Here is a 16069-nt window from a genome sequence, read left to right on the forward strand (position 1 = left end):
CAACGAAAGGAGAGCATGGCGGTTGCCAGCTCTCCTTTTTATTGCCTGTTATTACTCAGTCGACTGAAAGCCCGCCTTCGCTGGCAAGCCAGCTCCCACAGGGTTTTGCATTGCATGCGGATCCGCGATCAATCCTCGATATTCATCATCGCCTGCACACCTTCCCACGCTTCGGCGCGCATCCGTTCGATATCCAGCCCCGGAATCACGCCGTTATCGACCACGATCCGGCCGCCCACCAGGCTGTACTTCACCGTGATCGGTTCTCCCGCGACCACCGGTGCAACCGCACTGTCGTGGAAACCGAAGAAGCGTGGGTGATCAAGGCTGTAGATCACCAGATCCGCCGCTTGTCCGATTTCCAGCGTACCGACCGCGGCCAGTCCCAATACCTGCGCACCGCCCGCCGTGCCCCAGTGGATCACGTCTTCGGCAGTGGTCGCCGAGGCGCCTTGTTCGGCGCGGTGGATCAGCCATGCGGTGTTGGCTTCGCCGACCATGCTTCCGGATTCGTTGGACGCGACGCCGTCGACGCCGAGGGAAATCGGTACGCCGGCCTCATACATTTGCGGAATCGGCGCGACGCCGCTGCCCAGGCGCGCGTTGCTCACCGGGCAATGCGAGATGCCGCTGCCGGTCTGGGCGAGCATGCGGATTTCGCCGGGTTGCAGGTGCACGGCGTGGGCGAACCACACGTCGGGGCCGAGCCATTCGTGTTCGGCGACGAATTCCACCGGCAGGCAGTTGTATTTCTCGCGGCAGAAATTCACGTAGTTCTGTGTTTCCGACAGGTGCGTGTGCAGGCGCAAACCGAGGCCGCGCGCGGTGTGCGCCAGTTCGCGCAGCAGGGTCGGCGGCAGCGAAAAGGTCGGTGTGGTTGGCGCGACGACCACCCGGCGCAGGGCATCCGGGGTGTCCTGGTGATACAGCGATTTCAGTCGCTCGATATCGCCGACCATTTGTTCGAGGCTTTCCGGTTGCAGCGCGGTTTTCGAGAAACCCGGGTGCGCGCTGGCGGATTCCAGCGCGCCACCGCGACACAGCACAAAGCGCAGGCCGAACTCATCGGCCAGATCGAACAGCAGGTCCCCGGTCTCGGTGGTGCCGTGGGCATGGTAGAGATAGTGGTGATCGGCGCAGGTCGTCACCCCGGACAACAGCAATTCGACCATGCCCAGCCGAGCGGCGATCCGCGCCAGTTGCGGGGTAAAGCGGTTCAACCTTGGGTAGGGCACGCTCGCCAGCCAGCCTTGCAGATCCTGATTCAAACCTTCGGGCACGGCTTTGAGCAGGTTCTGGAACAGGTGATGGTGGGTGTTGATCCAGCCCGGATAGACCACGCAGTTGCGTGCATCGATCACGCGCTCGCCGGGTTGCGCTTGAAGGTCGGCGGCCATTTCGGCGATGCGGCCGTTGACCACGCGAATGTCCACCGCACCGGCCCTGGCACGCGGGCCGCGCAGGCCGGTCATCACCGCCAGCGGGTTTTTGATCAGGATGTTTTGAAGTCGAGTCATGGGCAGGCTCCAGTCAGAGAATGTGCGAAGCGGATTTGCCGGCTGTGGTGTCTGGCACGCTGACGCCGTTGAGCGCCGCGTTGAGCAGCACCGACACCAGGCAGGCGATGACCACGCTGCTGTGCAGGAACGGCTGTGACCACTCGGGCATTTGTTTGAACAGGGTGGGCGCGAGCACCGGTACCAGCGCGGCGGCGATGGTGAAACCGACGATCAATACGTTGTAGCGATTGCGCTCGTAATCGACCTTGGCCAGGGTCTGAATCCCCGCCGCCGCGACCACGCCGAACATCGCAATGCCGGCACCACCCAGCGCTGCGGTCGGCATCGACGCGATAATCGCCCCGGCCTTGGGCACCAGCGCAATCGAGCACATCAGCAGGCCACTGACGGCGACCACCCAGCGGCTGCGCACGCCGGTCAGGATCACCAGACCGACGTTTTCCATGAAGGCAATGAACGGAAACGCGGCGAACATCCCGGCGATGGTGCTGGCCAGGCCATTGGCGCGCAGGCCATTGACCACTTGCTGGTCTTCCACCGGTTTGTCGACGATGTCGCCGATGGCCACGAACAACCCCATCGACTCGACCATCTGCACGATCATCACTACCACCATGGTCGCGATGGGGATCAGGCTGAACGTCGGCAATCCGAAGTAGAACGGGTAGGGCACGGTCAGCCACGGCGCCTCTTCGACGCTGTGGAAATTGCCCATGCCCAGACCGTAGGCCAGACCGGCGCCGACCAGCATGCCCACCAGCACCGCCATGTTGCGCAGCAGCGGACTGCCATAGCGATTGACCAGCAGAATGGTCAGCAGCACCACCACCGCCACCGCGAGAAATGCCGGGGCGCCGAAGTTGCTCGCGTTGCGTCCGCCACCGACCCATTCATAGGCGATCGGGAACAGCTGCAAACCGATCACTGTGACGATGCAACCGGTGACCACCGGCGGGAAAAACCGCCGTAATCGGCCCACGAACGGCGCCATCAGCAGGGTGAAAATCCCGGCGCCGATCACCGCGCCGCAGACTCCCGCAAACCCCACGTCGGGGTTGCTGCCGATGGCAATCACCGGACCGACGCTGCTGAACGCCACGCCTTGCAGGATCGGCAGGCGTACGCCGAACTTCCAGAAGCCGACGGTTTGCAAAAGGGTGGCGATGCCGGAGCAGAACAGCGTGGTGCTGATCAGCACCACGGTATCGGCGTGGGACATCTTCAGGGCACTGGCGACGATCAACGGCACGGCGATGGCGCCGATGTACGAGACGGCCATGTGTTGCAGGCCGAGGGTGAGCATCTGTCGCACCGGCAGGACGCGGTCGACGGGGTGCACGGTGGAGGAAGGAGTGGCTGACGACATGGGGAATCACCTCTGGCTGTTTTTATGCGGTAGAGAGGGGTATTCGTCTGATGCCTCAGGTTTCAGGAACACTGAAAATCCCTTGTGGGAGCGAGCCTGCTCGCGAAAGCGTTGTGTCAGCCGACATCACTGTTCAATGGCCCACCGCCTTCGCGAGCAGGCTCGCTCCCACAGGTTTTGCAGCGTTTCGCTGATCAACATCAGTCATTCGTGCCCGGAACCGCCATCCACCGGCTCCGATGCCTTGTTCAGCCTGCCAGGCAGGCGGCAAAGCCCTGGTTCAGCGCCGCGCGGTCCAGGTCGCGGCCGATGAACACGATCTTGCTCAAACGGGGCTCCGTGCCCCATGCGGTCGAGGCGCGAAACTCCACCAGGCTGTGCACGCCTTGCAGCACATAGCGCTGGTCTTCGTTGGCCACGGCGAGCACGCCTTTCATGCGATAGAGGTTGTCGGCCTGGGACGAGCGCAGCTCGCTGATCCAGCGGTGGAACGCCATCAGATTGACCGCGCCGTCGACGGCGATGCCCACCGATGACACGCTCGGATCGTGTTCGTGGTCTTCTGATTCATGGTGGTGGTCATGGTCGTGATGCTCAGGTTCCGCGCCGATTTCCATAAGCTTCTGCGTGCACTCGAACGCACCGATGCCGAGAATTTTCGTCAGGTCGATCTGCGCATGGGTGGAGGTCACCAGATCTGCGGTGGCGTTCAAACCACGGATCTTGCCGCGCAGGATTTCCACCTCGTCGCCGCTGACCAGATCGACCTTGTTGATGACAATGCGATCGGCGCAGACGATCTGATCCACCGCCTGATTGTCGACGCCATCCAGTTGCAGATCCTCCAGGTGCTGGGCGATGTGCTTGGCGTCGACCATGGTCACGATCGCGTCGAGTTCGACTTCTTCGGCAATCGGGTCATTGATGAAAAAGCTCTGCGCCACCGGGTACGGATCGGCGAGGCCGCTGGTCTCGATGAGGATGTGATCGAGGCGCACCGGGCGCGCCACCAGCTCGCGGACGATGCGTACCAGATCCTCACGAACCTCGGCGGTGCAGCACACGCAGCCGTTGACCATCTCGTAGATTTCTTCGGTTTCGGAGCTGAGCACCAGATCGCCGTCGATGCCGACCTCGCCGAACTCGTTTTCGATCACGGCAATCTTGCGCCCGTGGTTTTCCTTGAGGATGTAGTTGAGCAGGGTGGTTTTGCCGGCACCGAGGAAGCCGGTGAGGATGGTCACGGGGATTTTGGTGTTGGGGGTTGGGGCGTTGAAGGGGGTGTTCATCTGGAGCTCCTTACCTGTGTTTTTTGTCGGAGTGCGATCAACTGTGGGAGCTGGCTTGCCAGCGATGGCGGTGTGTCATTCACCAGTGATGCCGACTGACCTATTGCTTTCGCTGGCAAGCCAGCTCCCACAGGGGCCGGGGTGTTCTTTCCAGCGGGTGGCAACGCCGGCATCGAGGCCGAACAGATCGAGCACCCGGCCGAGGCTGTGATCGACCATTTGCCCAAGACTCTCGGGCCGGGCATAGAACGCCGGCACCGGCGGGGCGATGATCCCGCCCATCTCGGTCACGGCAGTCATGTTGCGCAGGTGGGCGAGGGTCAGCGGGGTTTCGCGGGCCATCAGCACCAGGGTGCGGCGTTCCTTGAGGGTGACGTCGGCGGCGCGGCCGATCAGCCCGGAAGACGTGCCGGTGGCGATCTCCGCCAGGGTGCGCATCGAACACGGCGCGACCACCATGCCCAGGCAGCGAAACGAACCGCTGGCGATCCCGGCCGCGACGTCATCGGCGCGGTGGTAGTGGCTGGCAAGCGCAGTGACATCGGCCAGTTTGTAATCGGTCTCGTGGGCCATGGTCAGCAGCGCCGCACGACTGATGATCAGGTGGCTTTCGATGTCCAGTTCGGCGAGCAATTGCAGCAGGCGCATGCCGTAGATGAAGCCGGACGCGCCGCTGATGCCAACCACCAGCCGCTGGCGGTTCACGATGCCAGCCCTTTGAGCAGTTGCCGGGCACGTTCGAGCACGTCCTGATCGAGCTGCGCCTTGATCCCGTCGAAGCCGGAACCGCGTGTGGCATCAAGGCCCATGCGCGAAGTGGTGCCGTTGACCGAGGACGACGGATCCAGCGGGCTGCCGGGCAAACCGTCGATCACGAAAATATCCAGATGCGGCTGGAAATGCGTGGCCAGTGCCCACAACACTTGGCTGTCGTCAGTAATGTCGATATCGCTGTCCACCGCGATCACGTTTTTCAGATACGGATCCCAGCCGAGCAGGGCCAGCATGATCTGCCGCGCTTCGCCGTCGCGGCTCTGATCCAGCGCTACATAGCAATGAAAGTGCGTGCCGGAATTCGGGTAATGCACGGCGGTGACGGCAGGGAAACGCGCCTTGAGCTTTTCGCTCATTTCCGCTTCGCGCGGCAGCCGGGCGAGGGTCAGATGCTCGGCGTAGCGGCCGCCCATCACGTCCACCAGCCAGGCGTCCTTGCGCCGCAGCAGGGTGTCGACGCGCAGCACGTTGTTGGTCGAGCGATCCGAGGAGTAACCGCTGAACTCGCCGAACGGGCCTTCCTCGGCGTAGGCCGTCGGGTCGATGGCGCCTTCCAGGACAAATTCGGCGTATGCCGGGACGCCGATGCCATAGCGCGGGGTCTTGACCAGTTCCAGCGGTGCGCCGAACAACCCGCCAGCGACAGCGCGCTCATCGGCGCCATACGGCAAACGCGCTGCCGCCGCGAGCATGAACAGCGGATGTGCGCCGACCACCATTGCCACGCGCAATTCTTCGCCGCGCTCACGGGCGGCCTGCAGCATCCGCCACAGGTGTCCGCGCGAGTGCAGGCTGGTCGCCAGGGACTGGCGCGCGTGGCGCATCGAGCGGTGGTAGCTCATGTTGGCGATGCCGGTCAGCGGGTCCTCGGCGATGATGATCGCGTTGGTGATGTACGGCCCGCGATCGCTGTCGAAGTGCTTGAGCATCGGCAGCAGCGCCAGATCCACGGCTTCGCCTTCGAACACTTCATCGAGCACCGGGCCGCTTTCCACGTAGCGCGGGGCGATGGGCTGGTTGGCGCGGCGCTGGAAGGTTTCGTGCAGTTGTGCCGGGGTGACATCGAACAACCGGGCAATGCGGGTGCGGGAGGCGAACAGATTGGTCGCCACCGGCACCTTGAGGCCGCCGACGTTTTCGCAGATCAGCAGCGGATCGCGACCCTGTGCGGCGAGGACATCGACCAGGGCGGTGATGTCCTGATCGGCAGAAACGGGTTGGGTGATGGTTAGCACATCGTCCGGGTACTCACGGCGATAGGCGTCGATGAACACGTGAAAATCCTGAGAATCGCCGAGCGTCGAACGGGTCATGGTTTCACCTCGTAAAAAGCAGGCACGCAGGGGTGAGAGGGCGTTCGATCGAGCAGCCGTTGGCCTGCCGGTCGAGGGAACGCCGGGTCATCTTCGTGCCTGTAAAGTCGCTGTGTTGCCCACATGAAACACTGAGAAACCCCTGTGGAATGGGATTAACTGTGGTGAGGGGATTTATCCCCGATGGACTGCGCAGCAGGCCTGGACTCTCAGCATCAAGAGAGGGCGACTTCGTCACCCATCGGGGATGAATCCCCTCACCACAAAGTGCGCCATTTCTTCAGGTCAGAGGTACGTGGTGGTCAGGCGAATATCCGCCTCAACCAGATCCTTCGGCGGTGGCGTCGGCTCGATCCCGCACAACCGGGCGATGTTGTTGCCCAGGTAGTCCTCCAGATGATCCTCATCGATGCCCAAGCCCTGCGGTGCCGGTGAGCACAACACCTCCAGCTCGCGCAGCCACATGCCCGGTTCGTTCGGCGGCGAGTCGGTGCCGAACACGATCTTGTTGCGCGGCAGCTCCTTGGCGAATTCGACGATCCGCGACTGGAAGCACCAACCCGATTCGCAGTACACGTTCGGCGTGTCCATCGCCATCCAGAACGCCTCGAACGAGTAGTTGCCGCCGGTCTGGATGCCGAAGTGGCCGATGATGAAATTGACCATCGGGAACTCACGGATGATCGGGTAGAACATCGTCGGAATGGTGTACGGGCCGTCGCCGGTATGGATCAGCACCACGATGTTGTACTTGGCGCAGACTTTCATTGCCGGGCGCAACCAGTCCAGCGCCCGATCCGGGCGATAGCCGTGCATGTTGGCGTGCAGCTTGAGCATCTTGAAGCCGTATTCCTTGATGTGGAATTCCAGCTCCGCCGCACCGTTTTCCGGTCCCCAGCGCGGGTTGAAGTTGAAGTTGCCGATGAAGCGATCCGGGTACTTCACACAGAGTTCGGCGACGTACGACATGTAGTCACGCACGCCCTCGCGGCCACGGCGGTTACCGTCGCGATAACCGGTGTTGCCCGGTGGCGGCTGGATGAAACCCATGTCGATGCGGCGCGGTTTGCCGTTGATCATGTACGGGCCGTCCATCAGTTTGAGCATGCGCTCGCCGGTGAACGGTTCGCCGGTGTGGCGCCAGGCCTCGTCGACCAGATTGGTGGGGTGCAGATGGGTGTCGATGATCATCGGTTCAGCTCCTGGCCAGTTGCGTGGTGACGGGGCGCTTGAGTTGCGCCTCTGCTTCGGAAACGGAACGCGGCGGCGGGGTCGGTTCGAGGCCGATCATCCGCGCGGTGTTGTTGCCCAGATATTCCTCGAGGGTGTCTTCGTCGAGGTTCAGGCCCTGCGGCGGCTCGTGGCACAACACTTCGAGCAGGCGCAGCCACATGCCCGGTTCGTTCGGCGGGGTGTCGGTGCCGAACAGGATCTTGTGCGTTGGCAAGACCTTGGCGAACTCGACGATCCGCGATTGCAGGCACCAGCCGGATTCGCAATAGACGTTGGACAGTTCCATCGCCCATTGCATCGGTTCGAATACGTAGACCCCGCCGGTCTGCACGCCGAAGTGGGCCATGATGAAATTCACGTTGGGGAATTCCTTGATCATCGGCACCCATTCCGACGGGATGCTGTACGGCCCGTCGCCAGTGTGCAGCTTGACCGGGATGCCCAGTTCGGCGCATTTCTCGAAGCATGGGCGCACCCAGTCCAGTGCACGATCAGGCCGGTAGGCGTGCATGTTGGCCTGCATCTGCACCATCTTGAAACCGTGATCCTTGACGTAGCGCTCGATCGCCTCGACGCCGTTTTCCACGCCGCAGCGCGGGTTGTAGACGAAGCAGCCAATGAAACGATCCGGGTAGGTCTGCACCATTTTCAGGGTGTAGGCCATGTAGGCGTCGATGGATTCACGGCCCGAGAGTTCGCCGTCGGTCCAGGTGTAAATGGTGTTGCCCTGCGGCGGCTGGATGAAGGCTTTGTCGATCCGGCGAGGTTTGCCGTTGACCATGTACGGGCCATCCATCATCTCCAGCAAACGCTCGCCGGTGAACGGGTCACCGTCATGCCTCCAGGCGAGGTCCACGAGATCCGTGGGATAGCAGCTGATATCGATGATCATTGAAGTCGATCTCCTGATAGCGGGGAAGGGAGCCTTGCGGCTCTCGGCATCCACGCCCCGGGCTATCGGCCATTTCTATGCGCAGCACTCGCGCATTCCCTCGCCTGTTCGCATCCGGCCCGGGTGGGTGGTTGCTGAGGGCGAGTATTGGAAGGCGGGGGAGGGTTCGTACAATATTAATTGGGCGCGGTGGTGATACTTGGGCGATATGGTTTTGGTTTTTGTGGTGGTTGTGCCGACCCCTTCGCGAGCAGGCTCGCTCCCACAGGGGGGAATGCATTCCAGCTGGAGAAATGCGGTCAAACTGTGGGAGCGAGCCTGCTCGCGAAGGCGTCAGTGTTGCGTACGCAAAGCCAACTGCCGGATCACCTCAACCACCGGCGCCACCCGCTCGGCCTGCCCATGCGGCCAAATCGCATACAGGTTGTAATGCGCAGCAATCTGCGCCTCGTTCAACGCCACCAGCCGCCCATTGCGCAACGCATCGGCGGCGAGTAAGCCGCGTACCAGCCCGGCACCAACCCCGGCTTCGGCAGCCGCAATCAGGTTCGCCGCATTATCGAAAATCACCCGCGCCGCTGGCTCTACCGGGGGCATTCCGGCCGCATCCAGCCACGGTATCCACGAGCGCCGCGTATAGCCCAACAGCGGCAATTCAAGAATCTGCGCCGGGCTCAGCGGCAACTGCAAACCATAGCGCTCAAGCAGCGCCGGTGAAGCCACCGCCAGCACCCGGTCGCCGCAGATCTGCGTCATCTCGCAGTCATCCCAATCGCCATAGCCGTAACGCAACGCCAGATCGACCCGCTCAAACGTGCTGCGATCACTGCGCGGCATCGACAGCAGCGTCACCTCGTAATCCGGAAGTCCGTCGAGCAACTCCGGCAGGCGCGGATTGAGCCAGCTCTGCGCCAGTTCACTGTCGACATCCAGGGTCAGGCGCTGCGCCACGCTGCGGTTTTTCACCGAGGACAGGGCCCGGTCGATCTGCGCCAACCCATCCGCCAGCACGCTGGCAAACAACTGCCCGGCATCGGTGAGGTTGCTGCCGCCGCCTTCACGCACGAACAGCGGCTGGCCGATGAATTCTTCGAGAGCGCGGATTTGCTGGCTGATCGCGCTGTGCGTCAAGTCGAGCTTGCGCGCCGCGCTGGAGAAACTGCCGCTGCGCGCCGCTTGGATGAACGCGCTCATGGACTGCACCGACGGGTATCGCTTGTACATGTTGTTAGTCCTGCTTACACCGGTTGGCAGAAATCGTCGCTGGCCGCGTGTTGCGTGGGCTTCCAATAATCGGTCACCAGGCCCGCACAAAGACGGGCCGCTCTTTTGGAGCCTGACAATGATCGCATTCACGGTTAACGGCGAACGACGCGAGCTGGATGAGGCGTCCCCCTCCATGCCCTTGTTATGGGTACTGCGTGATCAACTGAAACTCACCGGCACCAAATTCGGCTGCGGCATGGGCCTGTGCGGCGCCTGCACCGTGCATCTGGACGGTGTCGCGGTGCGTTCCTGCCAGTTGCCGCTGGCCGCCGTCGCGGGCCACAGCATCACCACCATCGAAGGTCTGTCACCGAGCGAAAGCCATCCGCTGCAACTGGCCTGGGTCGCCGAAGATGTGCCGCAATGCGGCTACTGTCAATCCGGGCAGATCATGTCCGCCGCGGCGCTGCTCAACACCGGCGCGGCGGTAACCGACGATTCGATCCGCAATGCGATGTCGGGGAATATCTGCCGTTGCGGCACTTACGCGCGGATCAACAAAGCGATCAAGCGCGCGGCGAACGCGCCGAAGGAGGCGTGATGAGCCTGCGCGACGACACCTTGAACGAGCCGTCACGCCGGGTCTTTCTCAAGCAAGCAGCGACGGTGGCTTCGGGCCTGGCGATTGCCTTGTATCTGCCCTCCGGCAGCGCCGCCAGCGACCCGAAAGCTCCGGCGCCGGCCACCGAATTCGAGCCCAACGCCTGGGTGCGGATCTTCCCCGACGGCACAGTGAAACTGGTGGTGCACAAACACGATTCCGGCACCGGCACGCAAACAGCGCTGGCCGCGTGTGTGGCCGAAGAGCTGGATGTGAACCCGATGACCGTGCAGGTGATCACCCCGGAAGATCCGTTCTTCGACACCTACATTCACCCGATCTGGAAAGTGTTCTCCACCGGCGGCAGCACCAGTGTGTCGCTGGAATACGAGCGCTTGCGCATGGCTGGGGCCACGGCCCGTGCGTTGTTGATCGCAGCGGCAGCGAAGCAATGGAAGGTCGGCCCCGACAGTTGCAGCACCGAAGAAGGTCGGGTGGTTCATCTGTCCAGCAAACGCAGCCTCGGTTATGGCGAACTGGTCGGGGTGGCGGCGCATCTGCCGGCACCGGCCCACGTCACCCTGAAGGATCCGGCGCAGTTCAAATACATCGGCAAACTGCGGCACAAGCGCGATGCCGCGGCCAAGGTCTGCGGGCGCTTCAAGTACAGCATCGACGTGCAGTTGCCGGGGATGCTGGTGGCGGTGATTCAGCGCGCGCCGGTGGTCGGGGCGAAAGTCGTCAGCGTGAATTCGGCGGCGGCATTGCAGGTGCCGGGCGTGCGCCAGGTGCTTGCAGTCCCCGGGCGCCCGGACGTGCTCGGCGGCAATCTGGAAGGCGTCGCGGTGCTGGCCGAGACGTTCTGGGCGGCGCAGCAGGGGCGCAAAGTGCTGGAGATCAAATGGAGCGATTCGCCGCTGGCCGGGTTCGACAGCGCGGAACTGGCCAAGGCCCAGGCGGCCGCTATTTCCGACCCGAACAGCCAAACCATCAAAGCCATGACGCATGGCGATGTCGGCGCGCAATGGCCGCACGCGGCGCAACTGATCAAAGCCGATTACCGCATGCCGTACAAGGTGCAGAACCCGCTCGAGCCAATCTGTATCACCGCGCACGTGCAGGACAAGGCGATCACTTATTGGGGCGGCGTGCAGGTGCCGTCTTCGGCGCTGGAAGCGGCGCAAACCGTATGCGGCATCGCCAAGGAGAAGGTCACCATCAATGAGCTGGTGTCCGGCGGCAGCTTCGGCGCGCGGGAGGCCAAATACTGGTTGTTCGAGGTGGCGTATCTGGCGCAGCAGATAGGTGTGCCGGTGAAATTACTGAACAGTCGCGAAGATGAAATGCACGCACTGTTCAATCACCCGGCGACGCTGCACCGGGTCAGAGGCGCGCTGGATGCCCAAGGCAAACTCAACGCACTTCAACTGCACGCGGTGTCACCGGCCTCGCCGGAGCAGTGGGAGCCGGGCTATTTCGAACGCCCGGATCACATGGATTACAGCACTACCGAAGCGATCACCGCGTGGGACTTCGCCTACCGTCCGCCGCACCTGCAGTTGAACTGGGTCAAGCACGAAAGCCATGTGCCCAGCGGCTGGTATCGCTCGGTGAGCTTTATTCCCAATGTGTTTGCCGTCGAGAGTTTCATGGACGAACTGGCCCATGCGGCAGGCGCGGATCCGTTGGCGTTCCGTCTGGCCAACATGCAGGAGCGGCCACGGCATGTGGCGGTGCTGAAACAGGCTGCCGAACGCGCCGGATGGGGCCAGTCATTGCCGCCGGGCACTGCGCTGGGGATTGCGACCCATCAGGGTTACAGCAGTTTTATTGCGGTGGTGGCGCGGGTCGCGATGGTCGATGGCAAGCCGAAAGTGGAGAAGCTGACCTGCGTGGTCGATTGCGGTCTGGCGGTTTCGCCCGGCGGGGTCGAGGAGCAGATCTACGGCGGCTTGATGTGGGGTCTTGGTCATGCGTTGTTTGATCGCCTCGACATTCAACAGGGCAGAGTGGTGCAGAGCAATTTCCACGACTACCGCGTGACCCGCATGTCGGACATGCCGGCCACCGATATCGTGGTGATGGACGGCGAGCCCGGAAAACCCGGTGGCGTAGGCGAGTTGGGCAGTCCGTCGGTGGCGCCGGCGATTGCCAACGCCTTGTTTGCGCTGACCGGCGTGCGCCAGCGCTCAACGCCGCTGAGTCTGGGGTAAGCGCCATGGACCTGCGTCTGCTGCGGTACTTCATGGCTCTGGCCGATGAGCTGCATTTCGGTCGGGCGGCGGAGCGTTTGCACATCTGCCAGCCGCCGCTGAGCCAGCAGATTCGCCTGCTGGAGGAGGAGCTGGGCACGCCGTTGTTCGAGCGCAGTCACCACCGGGTCGAACTGACAGCGGCGGGGCAGATGCTCAAGGAGCAGGCGCCGCTGGTGTTCGAACAACTGGAACGGGCGCTGGATCTGACGCGCCAGACCGGGCGCGGGCAGCTTGGCGAGCTGGAAATCGGCATGATCAGTTCGGTGATGGTCGGCGTGCTGCCCAAGGCCCTGCACCTGTTTCGCGAGCGCTATCCGCAGGTGAACTGGCGCCTGCATGAAATGACCCCAGCGGCGCAGGTCAAGGCGTTGAAGGAAAAACGTATCGATGCCTGCGTGTTCCGCGTGGGTTATGACGATCCGTTGCTGCGCAACGAGTTGTTGATCTACGAGCCGATTCATGTGGTGATGCCGGCCGATCATCCGCTGGCCAGCCGCGAGCTTCTGGCCCCGGCGGATCTGGCACAGGAACCGTTTGTCGCGCTAGAACTGAAGCAGTCGCGGTTCGCCAACTTCCTTTATCAGTGCTGCATTCAGGCCGGATTCACCCCGCAGATCCGCCAGCAGGTGATCGAGGTGCAGACCTTGCTCAGTCTGGTGCGCGCCGGTTTCGGGGTGGCGCTGTTGCCTGCTTCTATCGAGCAGTTGGCGCCGGCAGGGCTGGTGTTTCGCAAGCTGACACCGGCGCTGCCGGAGGTGCCGTTGTATGCGACTTACCGGGCGGATGATGCCTCGCCGGTGCTCAAGCTGTTTCTCGATACGTTGCGCGAGCTGGTGGAATCTTCAGATCACCATTGATCCCCTGTAGGAGTGAGCCTGCTCGCGATAGCAGTGTGTCAGTCAGCGTTGATGTGGCTGACAGACCGCTATCGCGAGCAGGCTCACTCCTACAGGGATTTGTGGTGTTGTTGAAGTGCTCGGCACGATCACGAACGCCTGCGGTCGTAATCTTCACACGCGAATTCCCTGTGGAGATCCAATGAGCCAGGAAGTCCTGACCACTGAAACCAACCGTCGCCAGCTGCAGCAGATCATCGCCGGGCTGTCCGACGGGGTGATTCTGCTGGAGCTCGATCAGAGCATCCTCTGGGCCAATGAGGCGGCGCTGGCGATGCACGGTGTCAGCCGGATCGGTGAGCTGGGCACTAATGCCGACGAGTATGCCAAGCGCTTCAGCCTGCGCTATCGCAACAATCATACGGTGCCCCCGGAACACTACCCGATCAGCCGCGCTGCACGCTGCGAAGCGTTCAACGACGTGCTGATCGAAGTGTCTGCCGTAAACGATCCCGAGCACGTTTGGGTGCACAGCGTGCGCAGCATGATCCTGACCGACCGCGAAGGGCAGCCGGAGTCGCTGGTACTGATCATGAGCGACGTCACCGATTGGGCCAACGCCGAGCAGCGCTTCGAAAAGACCTTCAATGCCAACCCGGCGCCGGCGGTGATCTGCCGCCTCAGTGATTTGCGCTACATCAAGGTCAATCCGGGGTTTCTGGAGATGACCGGTTACACCCGCGAGCAGGTGATCGGCACCTCGGCCTATGAAATAGACATCTTCGAGCAGGCCGAGCAAAAGGATCTGGCGATCCAGCGCCTGCGCGATGTGGCGACGATTCCGCAGATGCAGGCTCAATTGCGCCTGCCCGATGGCGGCAGCAAGCAAGTGATCGTCGCCGGGCAACCGTTGATGCTCAATGATGAGGATTGCATGCTGTTTTCCTTCGTCGACATGGAGCTGCGCCACAAGGCCGAAGTTGCGCTGCGTCAGAGTGAAGAGCGCTTTGCCAAGGCGTTCCGCCTGACTCCTGTGCCGATTCTGATCTGCACCGCCGACGAACAGCAGGTGATCGATGTCAATCAGGCGTTCCTCGACACCCTGGCGTACGAGAGTGACGACGTTGTCGGCAAAACCGTGACGCAGCTGAATTTCATTGACGACGATGGTGCGCGGGCCCGACTGCTGACCGCCTTGGCGAAAAGCGGACGAGTGGATCGGGTCGATGTGCGGGTGCGCAAGAAGGACGCGGATCTGCTGGAGTGCGCGGTGTCTGCGGACACCGTGAATATTCAGGACACGCCGTGCTATCTGCTGGTGTTGATGGACATCACCGAACGCAAGCGCACCGAGCTGGAGCTGGTGGCGGCGATTGAAGAGGTGATGAAGGACGCATCATGGTTCAGCCGGACGCTGATCGAAAAACTGGCCAATGTGAAGAAGGTCAACTCGCCGCAACTGCCGAGCGTGTCGTTCACTGACCTGACGGCGCGTGAGCGCGACGTGCTGGGGCTGATCTGCGAAGGCCTGGCCGACAAGGAGATCGCCGCCCGCCTGAAACTGGCGCCGAATACCGTGCGCAATCATGTGGCTACCGTGTATTCCAAGCTGGATGTACACAGCCGCAGCGAGGCGATTGTCTGGGCGCGGGAGCGTGGTCTGTTTTCTGGCGAGCGCGGCGCGAAGGGTCAGCGGTAGGTGCAAATGCACTAGCTGATGCGGTGCAAATGCAGGTTCTGGTGAGATAGGGCAGTTCTTAGTCTGTTGGGGTGCGATACGAGCCTGTTGGCTTGGGATCGTCTCCCTTCGAAACAGCTAAAGGAACAGGCTCCATGATGAATCTTGCGCAGTTGCGCGCCAGCCTCGAACAGAGTTTTTCGCCATTGGCGTGCGAGTGTTCAGTGGATGGGGATCATTCGCTGACGGTGAAGTTGTATCACCCGGATTCGGGGCAGGTGGATCTGGTGATCAGCGGGTTGAAGCTCAATGCGTTGCGTACGCCGGAGGCTGTGGCGGCGTTGGTTGATGAGTTGCGGTATGAGTTGGAGAGCAATTCTTTGCGGGCTGCTCGGGATCCGGATATGGCCTAGGGTTTTGGTGTTGGTTTGTTTTGGGTGTATATCCGTTGCTGCGGTTATGGCTGCTTAGGGTTCCGCCCTTACGGCGGGTCACTTTTTCCAGACGCCGAAAAAGTAACCAAAAAGGCTTTACCCTGACGTTCGGCCCTCGCCTGGGCTCGGGTTCCTTCGCTGCGGGATTCATCCGGGGGGCAGCGCCTACGGTTTGCTTCGCTGCACCTCCTCTCGCTGTGTTTGGCTGCGCCAAACGGTCGCTGCGCTCCCACCCCCGGACAAATCCCTCCACTCAGCCTGCCGACAGGCCCTCAGATCAAAAGCGGTACTCGAGCTAACGCTCATTGTGTTGAGTGGGGCGGCTTCGCCGCATGGGGGGCTCGCTCTCTGAATTGCAGGAGTCAGCCTGCTGGCGATGGCGGCCTGACAGCCGACCCATTTACAACTGAACACACCCATTCCAACTGTGGGAGCGGGCTTGCTCGCGAAGGCGGCCTGACAGCTGACCCATTTCAGTCAGGAATACTCAACCCCTGTGGGAGCTGGCTTGCCAGCGATGGCGGCCTTCCAGTCAAAAAACTCTTGTTGATGTACCCCTCCCACACAGATTTTCCTCCCCGCAAAATCGACAGCCAATTCCTCCATCTCCCTCCATTTCACTGGCGCTTACAGGGTAGTCGGCTATAAAGAATGAGTGGTCAGGTCTTCCGT

At 62.1% G+C, this 16069-nt stretch carries 13 protein-coding genes; 5 read left to right on the plus strand and 8 right to left on the minus strand.

Features of this window, described 5'->3' with window-relative positions; translation table 11 throughout:
- Positions 1-128: 128 nt before the first annotated feature.
- The 8 genes from HDC30_RS10410 to HDC30_RS10445 all read right to left on the minus strand — a co-directional run bounded on the left by HDC30_RS10410 (position 129) and on the right by HDC30_RS10445 (position 9611).
- Positions 129-1517 (minus strand): amidohydrolase family protein, encoded by a 1389-nt coding sequence (locus HDC30_RS10410; protein ID WP_183782783.1) that lies wholly within the window; start codon positions 1515-1517, stop codon positions 129-131.
- A gap of 13 nt (positions 1518-1530) precedes the next feature.
- The gene (locus tag HDC30_RS10415; RefSeq protein WP_183782785.1) at positions 1531-2886 is read right to left on the minus strand and encodes a nucleobase:cation symporter-2 family protein; all 1356 of its coding nucleotides are present in this window, start codon (positions 2884-2886) and stop codon (positions 1531-1533) included.
- A 248-nt stretch (positions 2887-3134) separates the two neighbouring features.
- The gene (locus HDC30_RS10420) at positions 3135-4175 is read right to left on the minus strand and encodes a GTP-binding protein (RefSeq protein ID WP_183782787.1); all 1041 of its coding nucleotides are present in this window, start codon (positions 4173-4175) and stop codon (positions 3135-3137) included.
- Positions 4176-4250: 75 nt separating this feature from the next.
- Complete coding sequence (locus HDC30_RS10425) at positions 4251-4880, minus strand: UbiX family flavin prenyltransferase (protein ID WP_183782789.1); 630 nt, start codon at positions 4878-4880, stop codon at positions 4251-4253.
- Positions 4877-6262, minus strand: coding sequence for a UbiD family decarboxylase (locus HDC30_RS10430; protein ID WP_183782791.1), 1386 nt, complete (start codon positions 6260-6262; stop codon positions 4877-4879). Before HDC30_RS10430 ends, HDC30_RS10425 begins: the two co-directional genes overlap by 4 nt.
- 285 nt (positions 6263-6547) lie before the next feature.
- Positions 6548-7453: an amidohydrolase family protein gene (locus tag HDC30_RS10435; protein WP_003224037.1), complete on the minus strand. Its 906-nt coding sequence runs from the start codon at positions 7451-7453 to the stop codon at positions 6548-6550.
- Positions 7454-7457: 4 nt separating this feature from the next.
- Positions 7458-8387, minus strand: a complete 930-nt coding sequence (locus tag HDC30_RS10440) for an amidohydrolase family protein (RefSeq protein WP_183782792.1) — start codon at positions 8385-8387, stop codon at positions 7458-7460.
- Between the two features lie 333 nt (positions 8388-8720).
- Entirely contained in the window at positions 8721-9611 is an 891-nt protein-coding gene (locus HDC30_RS10445; RefSeq protein ID WP_183782803.1) for a LysR substrate-binding domain-containing protein, read from the minus strand.
- Positions 9612-9729: 118 nt separating this feature from the next.
- Between HDC30_RS10445 and HDC30_RS10450 the strand changes: the two genes are divergently transcribed.
- The 5 genes from HDC30_RS10450 to HDC30_RS10470 all read left to right on the plus strand — a co-directional run bounded on the left by HDC30_RS10450 (position 9730) and on the right by HDC30_RS10470 (position 15376).
- Positions 9730-10194, plus strand: a complete 465-nt coding sequence (locus tag HDC30_RS10450) for a (2Fe-2S)-binding protein (protein ID WP_183782805.1) — start codon at positions 9730-9732, stop codon at positions 10192-10194.
- Positions 10194-12407, plus strand: a complete 2214-nt coding sequence (locus HDC30_RS10455) for a xanthine dehydrogenase family protein molybdopterin-binding subunit (protein WP_183782807.1) — start codon at positions 10194-10196, stop codon at positions 12405-12407. Before HDC30_RS10450 ends, HDC30_RS10455 begins: the two co-directional genes overlap by 1 nt.
- A 5-nt stretch (positions 12408-12412) precedes the next feature.
- Positions 12413-13306, plus strand: coding sequence for a LysR substrate-binding domain-containing protein (locus HDC30_RS10460; RefSeq protein ID WP_183782809.1), 894 nt, complete (start codon positions 12413-12415; stop codon positions 13304-13306).
- Between the two features lie 181 nt (positions 13307-13487).
- Positions 13488-14984: a helix-turn-helix transcriptional regulator gene (locus HDC30_RS10465; protein WP_183782811.1), complete on the plus strand. Its 1497-nt coding sequence runs from the start codon at positions 13488-13490 to the stop codon at positions 14982-14984.
- A gap of 134 nt (positions 14985-15118) precedes the next feature.
- Entirely contained in the window at positions 15119-15376 is a 258-nt protein-coding gene (locus tag HDC30_RS10470; protein WP_027613184.1) for a DUF1652 domain-containing protein, read from the plus strand.
- The last annotated feature ends 693 nt before the right edge of the window (positions 15377-16069 follow it).

The organism is Pseudomonas sp. JAI115, assembly GCF_014200835.1.
Lineage (GTDB): Bacteria > Pseudomonadota > Gammaproteobacteria > Pseudomonadales > Pseudomonadaceae > Aquipseudomonas > Aquipseudomonas putida_A.

Excerpts from the sequence above, each read along its gene's own strand:
- HDC30_RS10410 (WP_183782783.1), bottom strand. The coding sequence starts at position 1,517 with ATGACTCGACTTCAAAACATCCTGATCAAAAACCCGCTGGCGGTGATG.
- HDC30_RS10415 (WP_183782785.1), bottom strand. The coding sequence starts at position 2,886 with ATGTCGTCAGCCACTCCTTCCTCCACCGTGCACCCCGTCGACCGCGTC.
- HDC30_RS10420 (WP_183782787.1), bottom strand. The coding sequence starts at position 4,175 with ATGAACACCCCCTTCAACGCCCCAACCCCCAACACCAAAATCCCCGTG.
- HDC30_RS10430 (WP_183782791.1), bottom strand. The coding sequence starts at position 6,262 with ATGACCCGTTCGACGCTCGGCGATTCTCAGGATTTTCACGTGTTCATC.
- HDC30_RS10435 (WP_003224037.1), bottom strand. The coding sequence starts at position 7,453 with ATGATCATCGACACCCATCTGCACCCCACCAATCTGGTCGACGAGGCC.
- HDC30_RS10440 (WP_183782792.1), bottom strand. The coding sequence starts at position 8,387 with ATGATCATCGATATCAGCTGCTATCCCACGGATCTCGTGGACCTCGCC.
- HDC30_RS10445 (WP_183782803.1), bottom strand. The coding sequence starts at position 9,611 with ATGTACAAGCGATACCCGTCGGTGCAGTCCATGAGCGCGTTCATCCAA.
- HDC30_RS10450 (WP_183782805.1), top strand. The coding sequence starts at position 9,730 with ATGATCGCATTCACGGTTAACGGCGAACGACGCGAGCTGGATGAGGCG.
- HDC30_RS10455 (WP_183782807.1), top strand. The coding sequence starts at position 10,194 with ATGAGCCTGCGCGACGACACCTTGAACGAGCCGTCACGCCGGGTCTTT.
- HDC30_RS10460 (WP_183782809.1), top strand. The coding sequence starts at position 12,413 with ATGGACCTGCGTCTGCTGCGGTACTTCATGGCTCTGGCCGATGAGCTG.
- HDC30_RS10465 (WP_183782811.1), top strand. The coding sequence starts at position 13,488 with ATGAGCCAGGAAGTCCTGACCACTGAAACCAACCGTCGCCAGCTGCAG.
- HDC30_RS10470 (WP_027613184.1), top strand. The coding sequence starts at position 15,119 with ATGATGAATCTTGCGCAGTTGCGCGCCAGCCTCGAACAGAGTTTTTCG.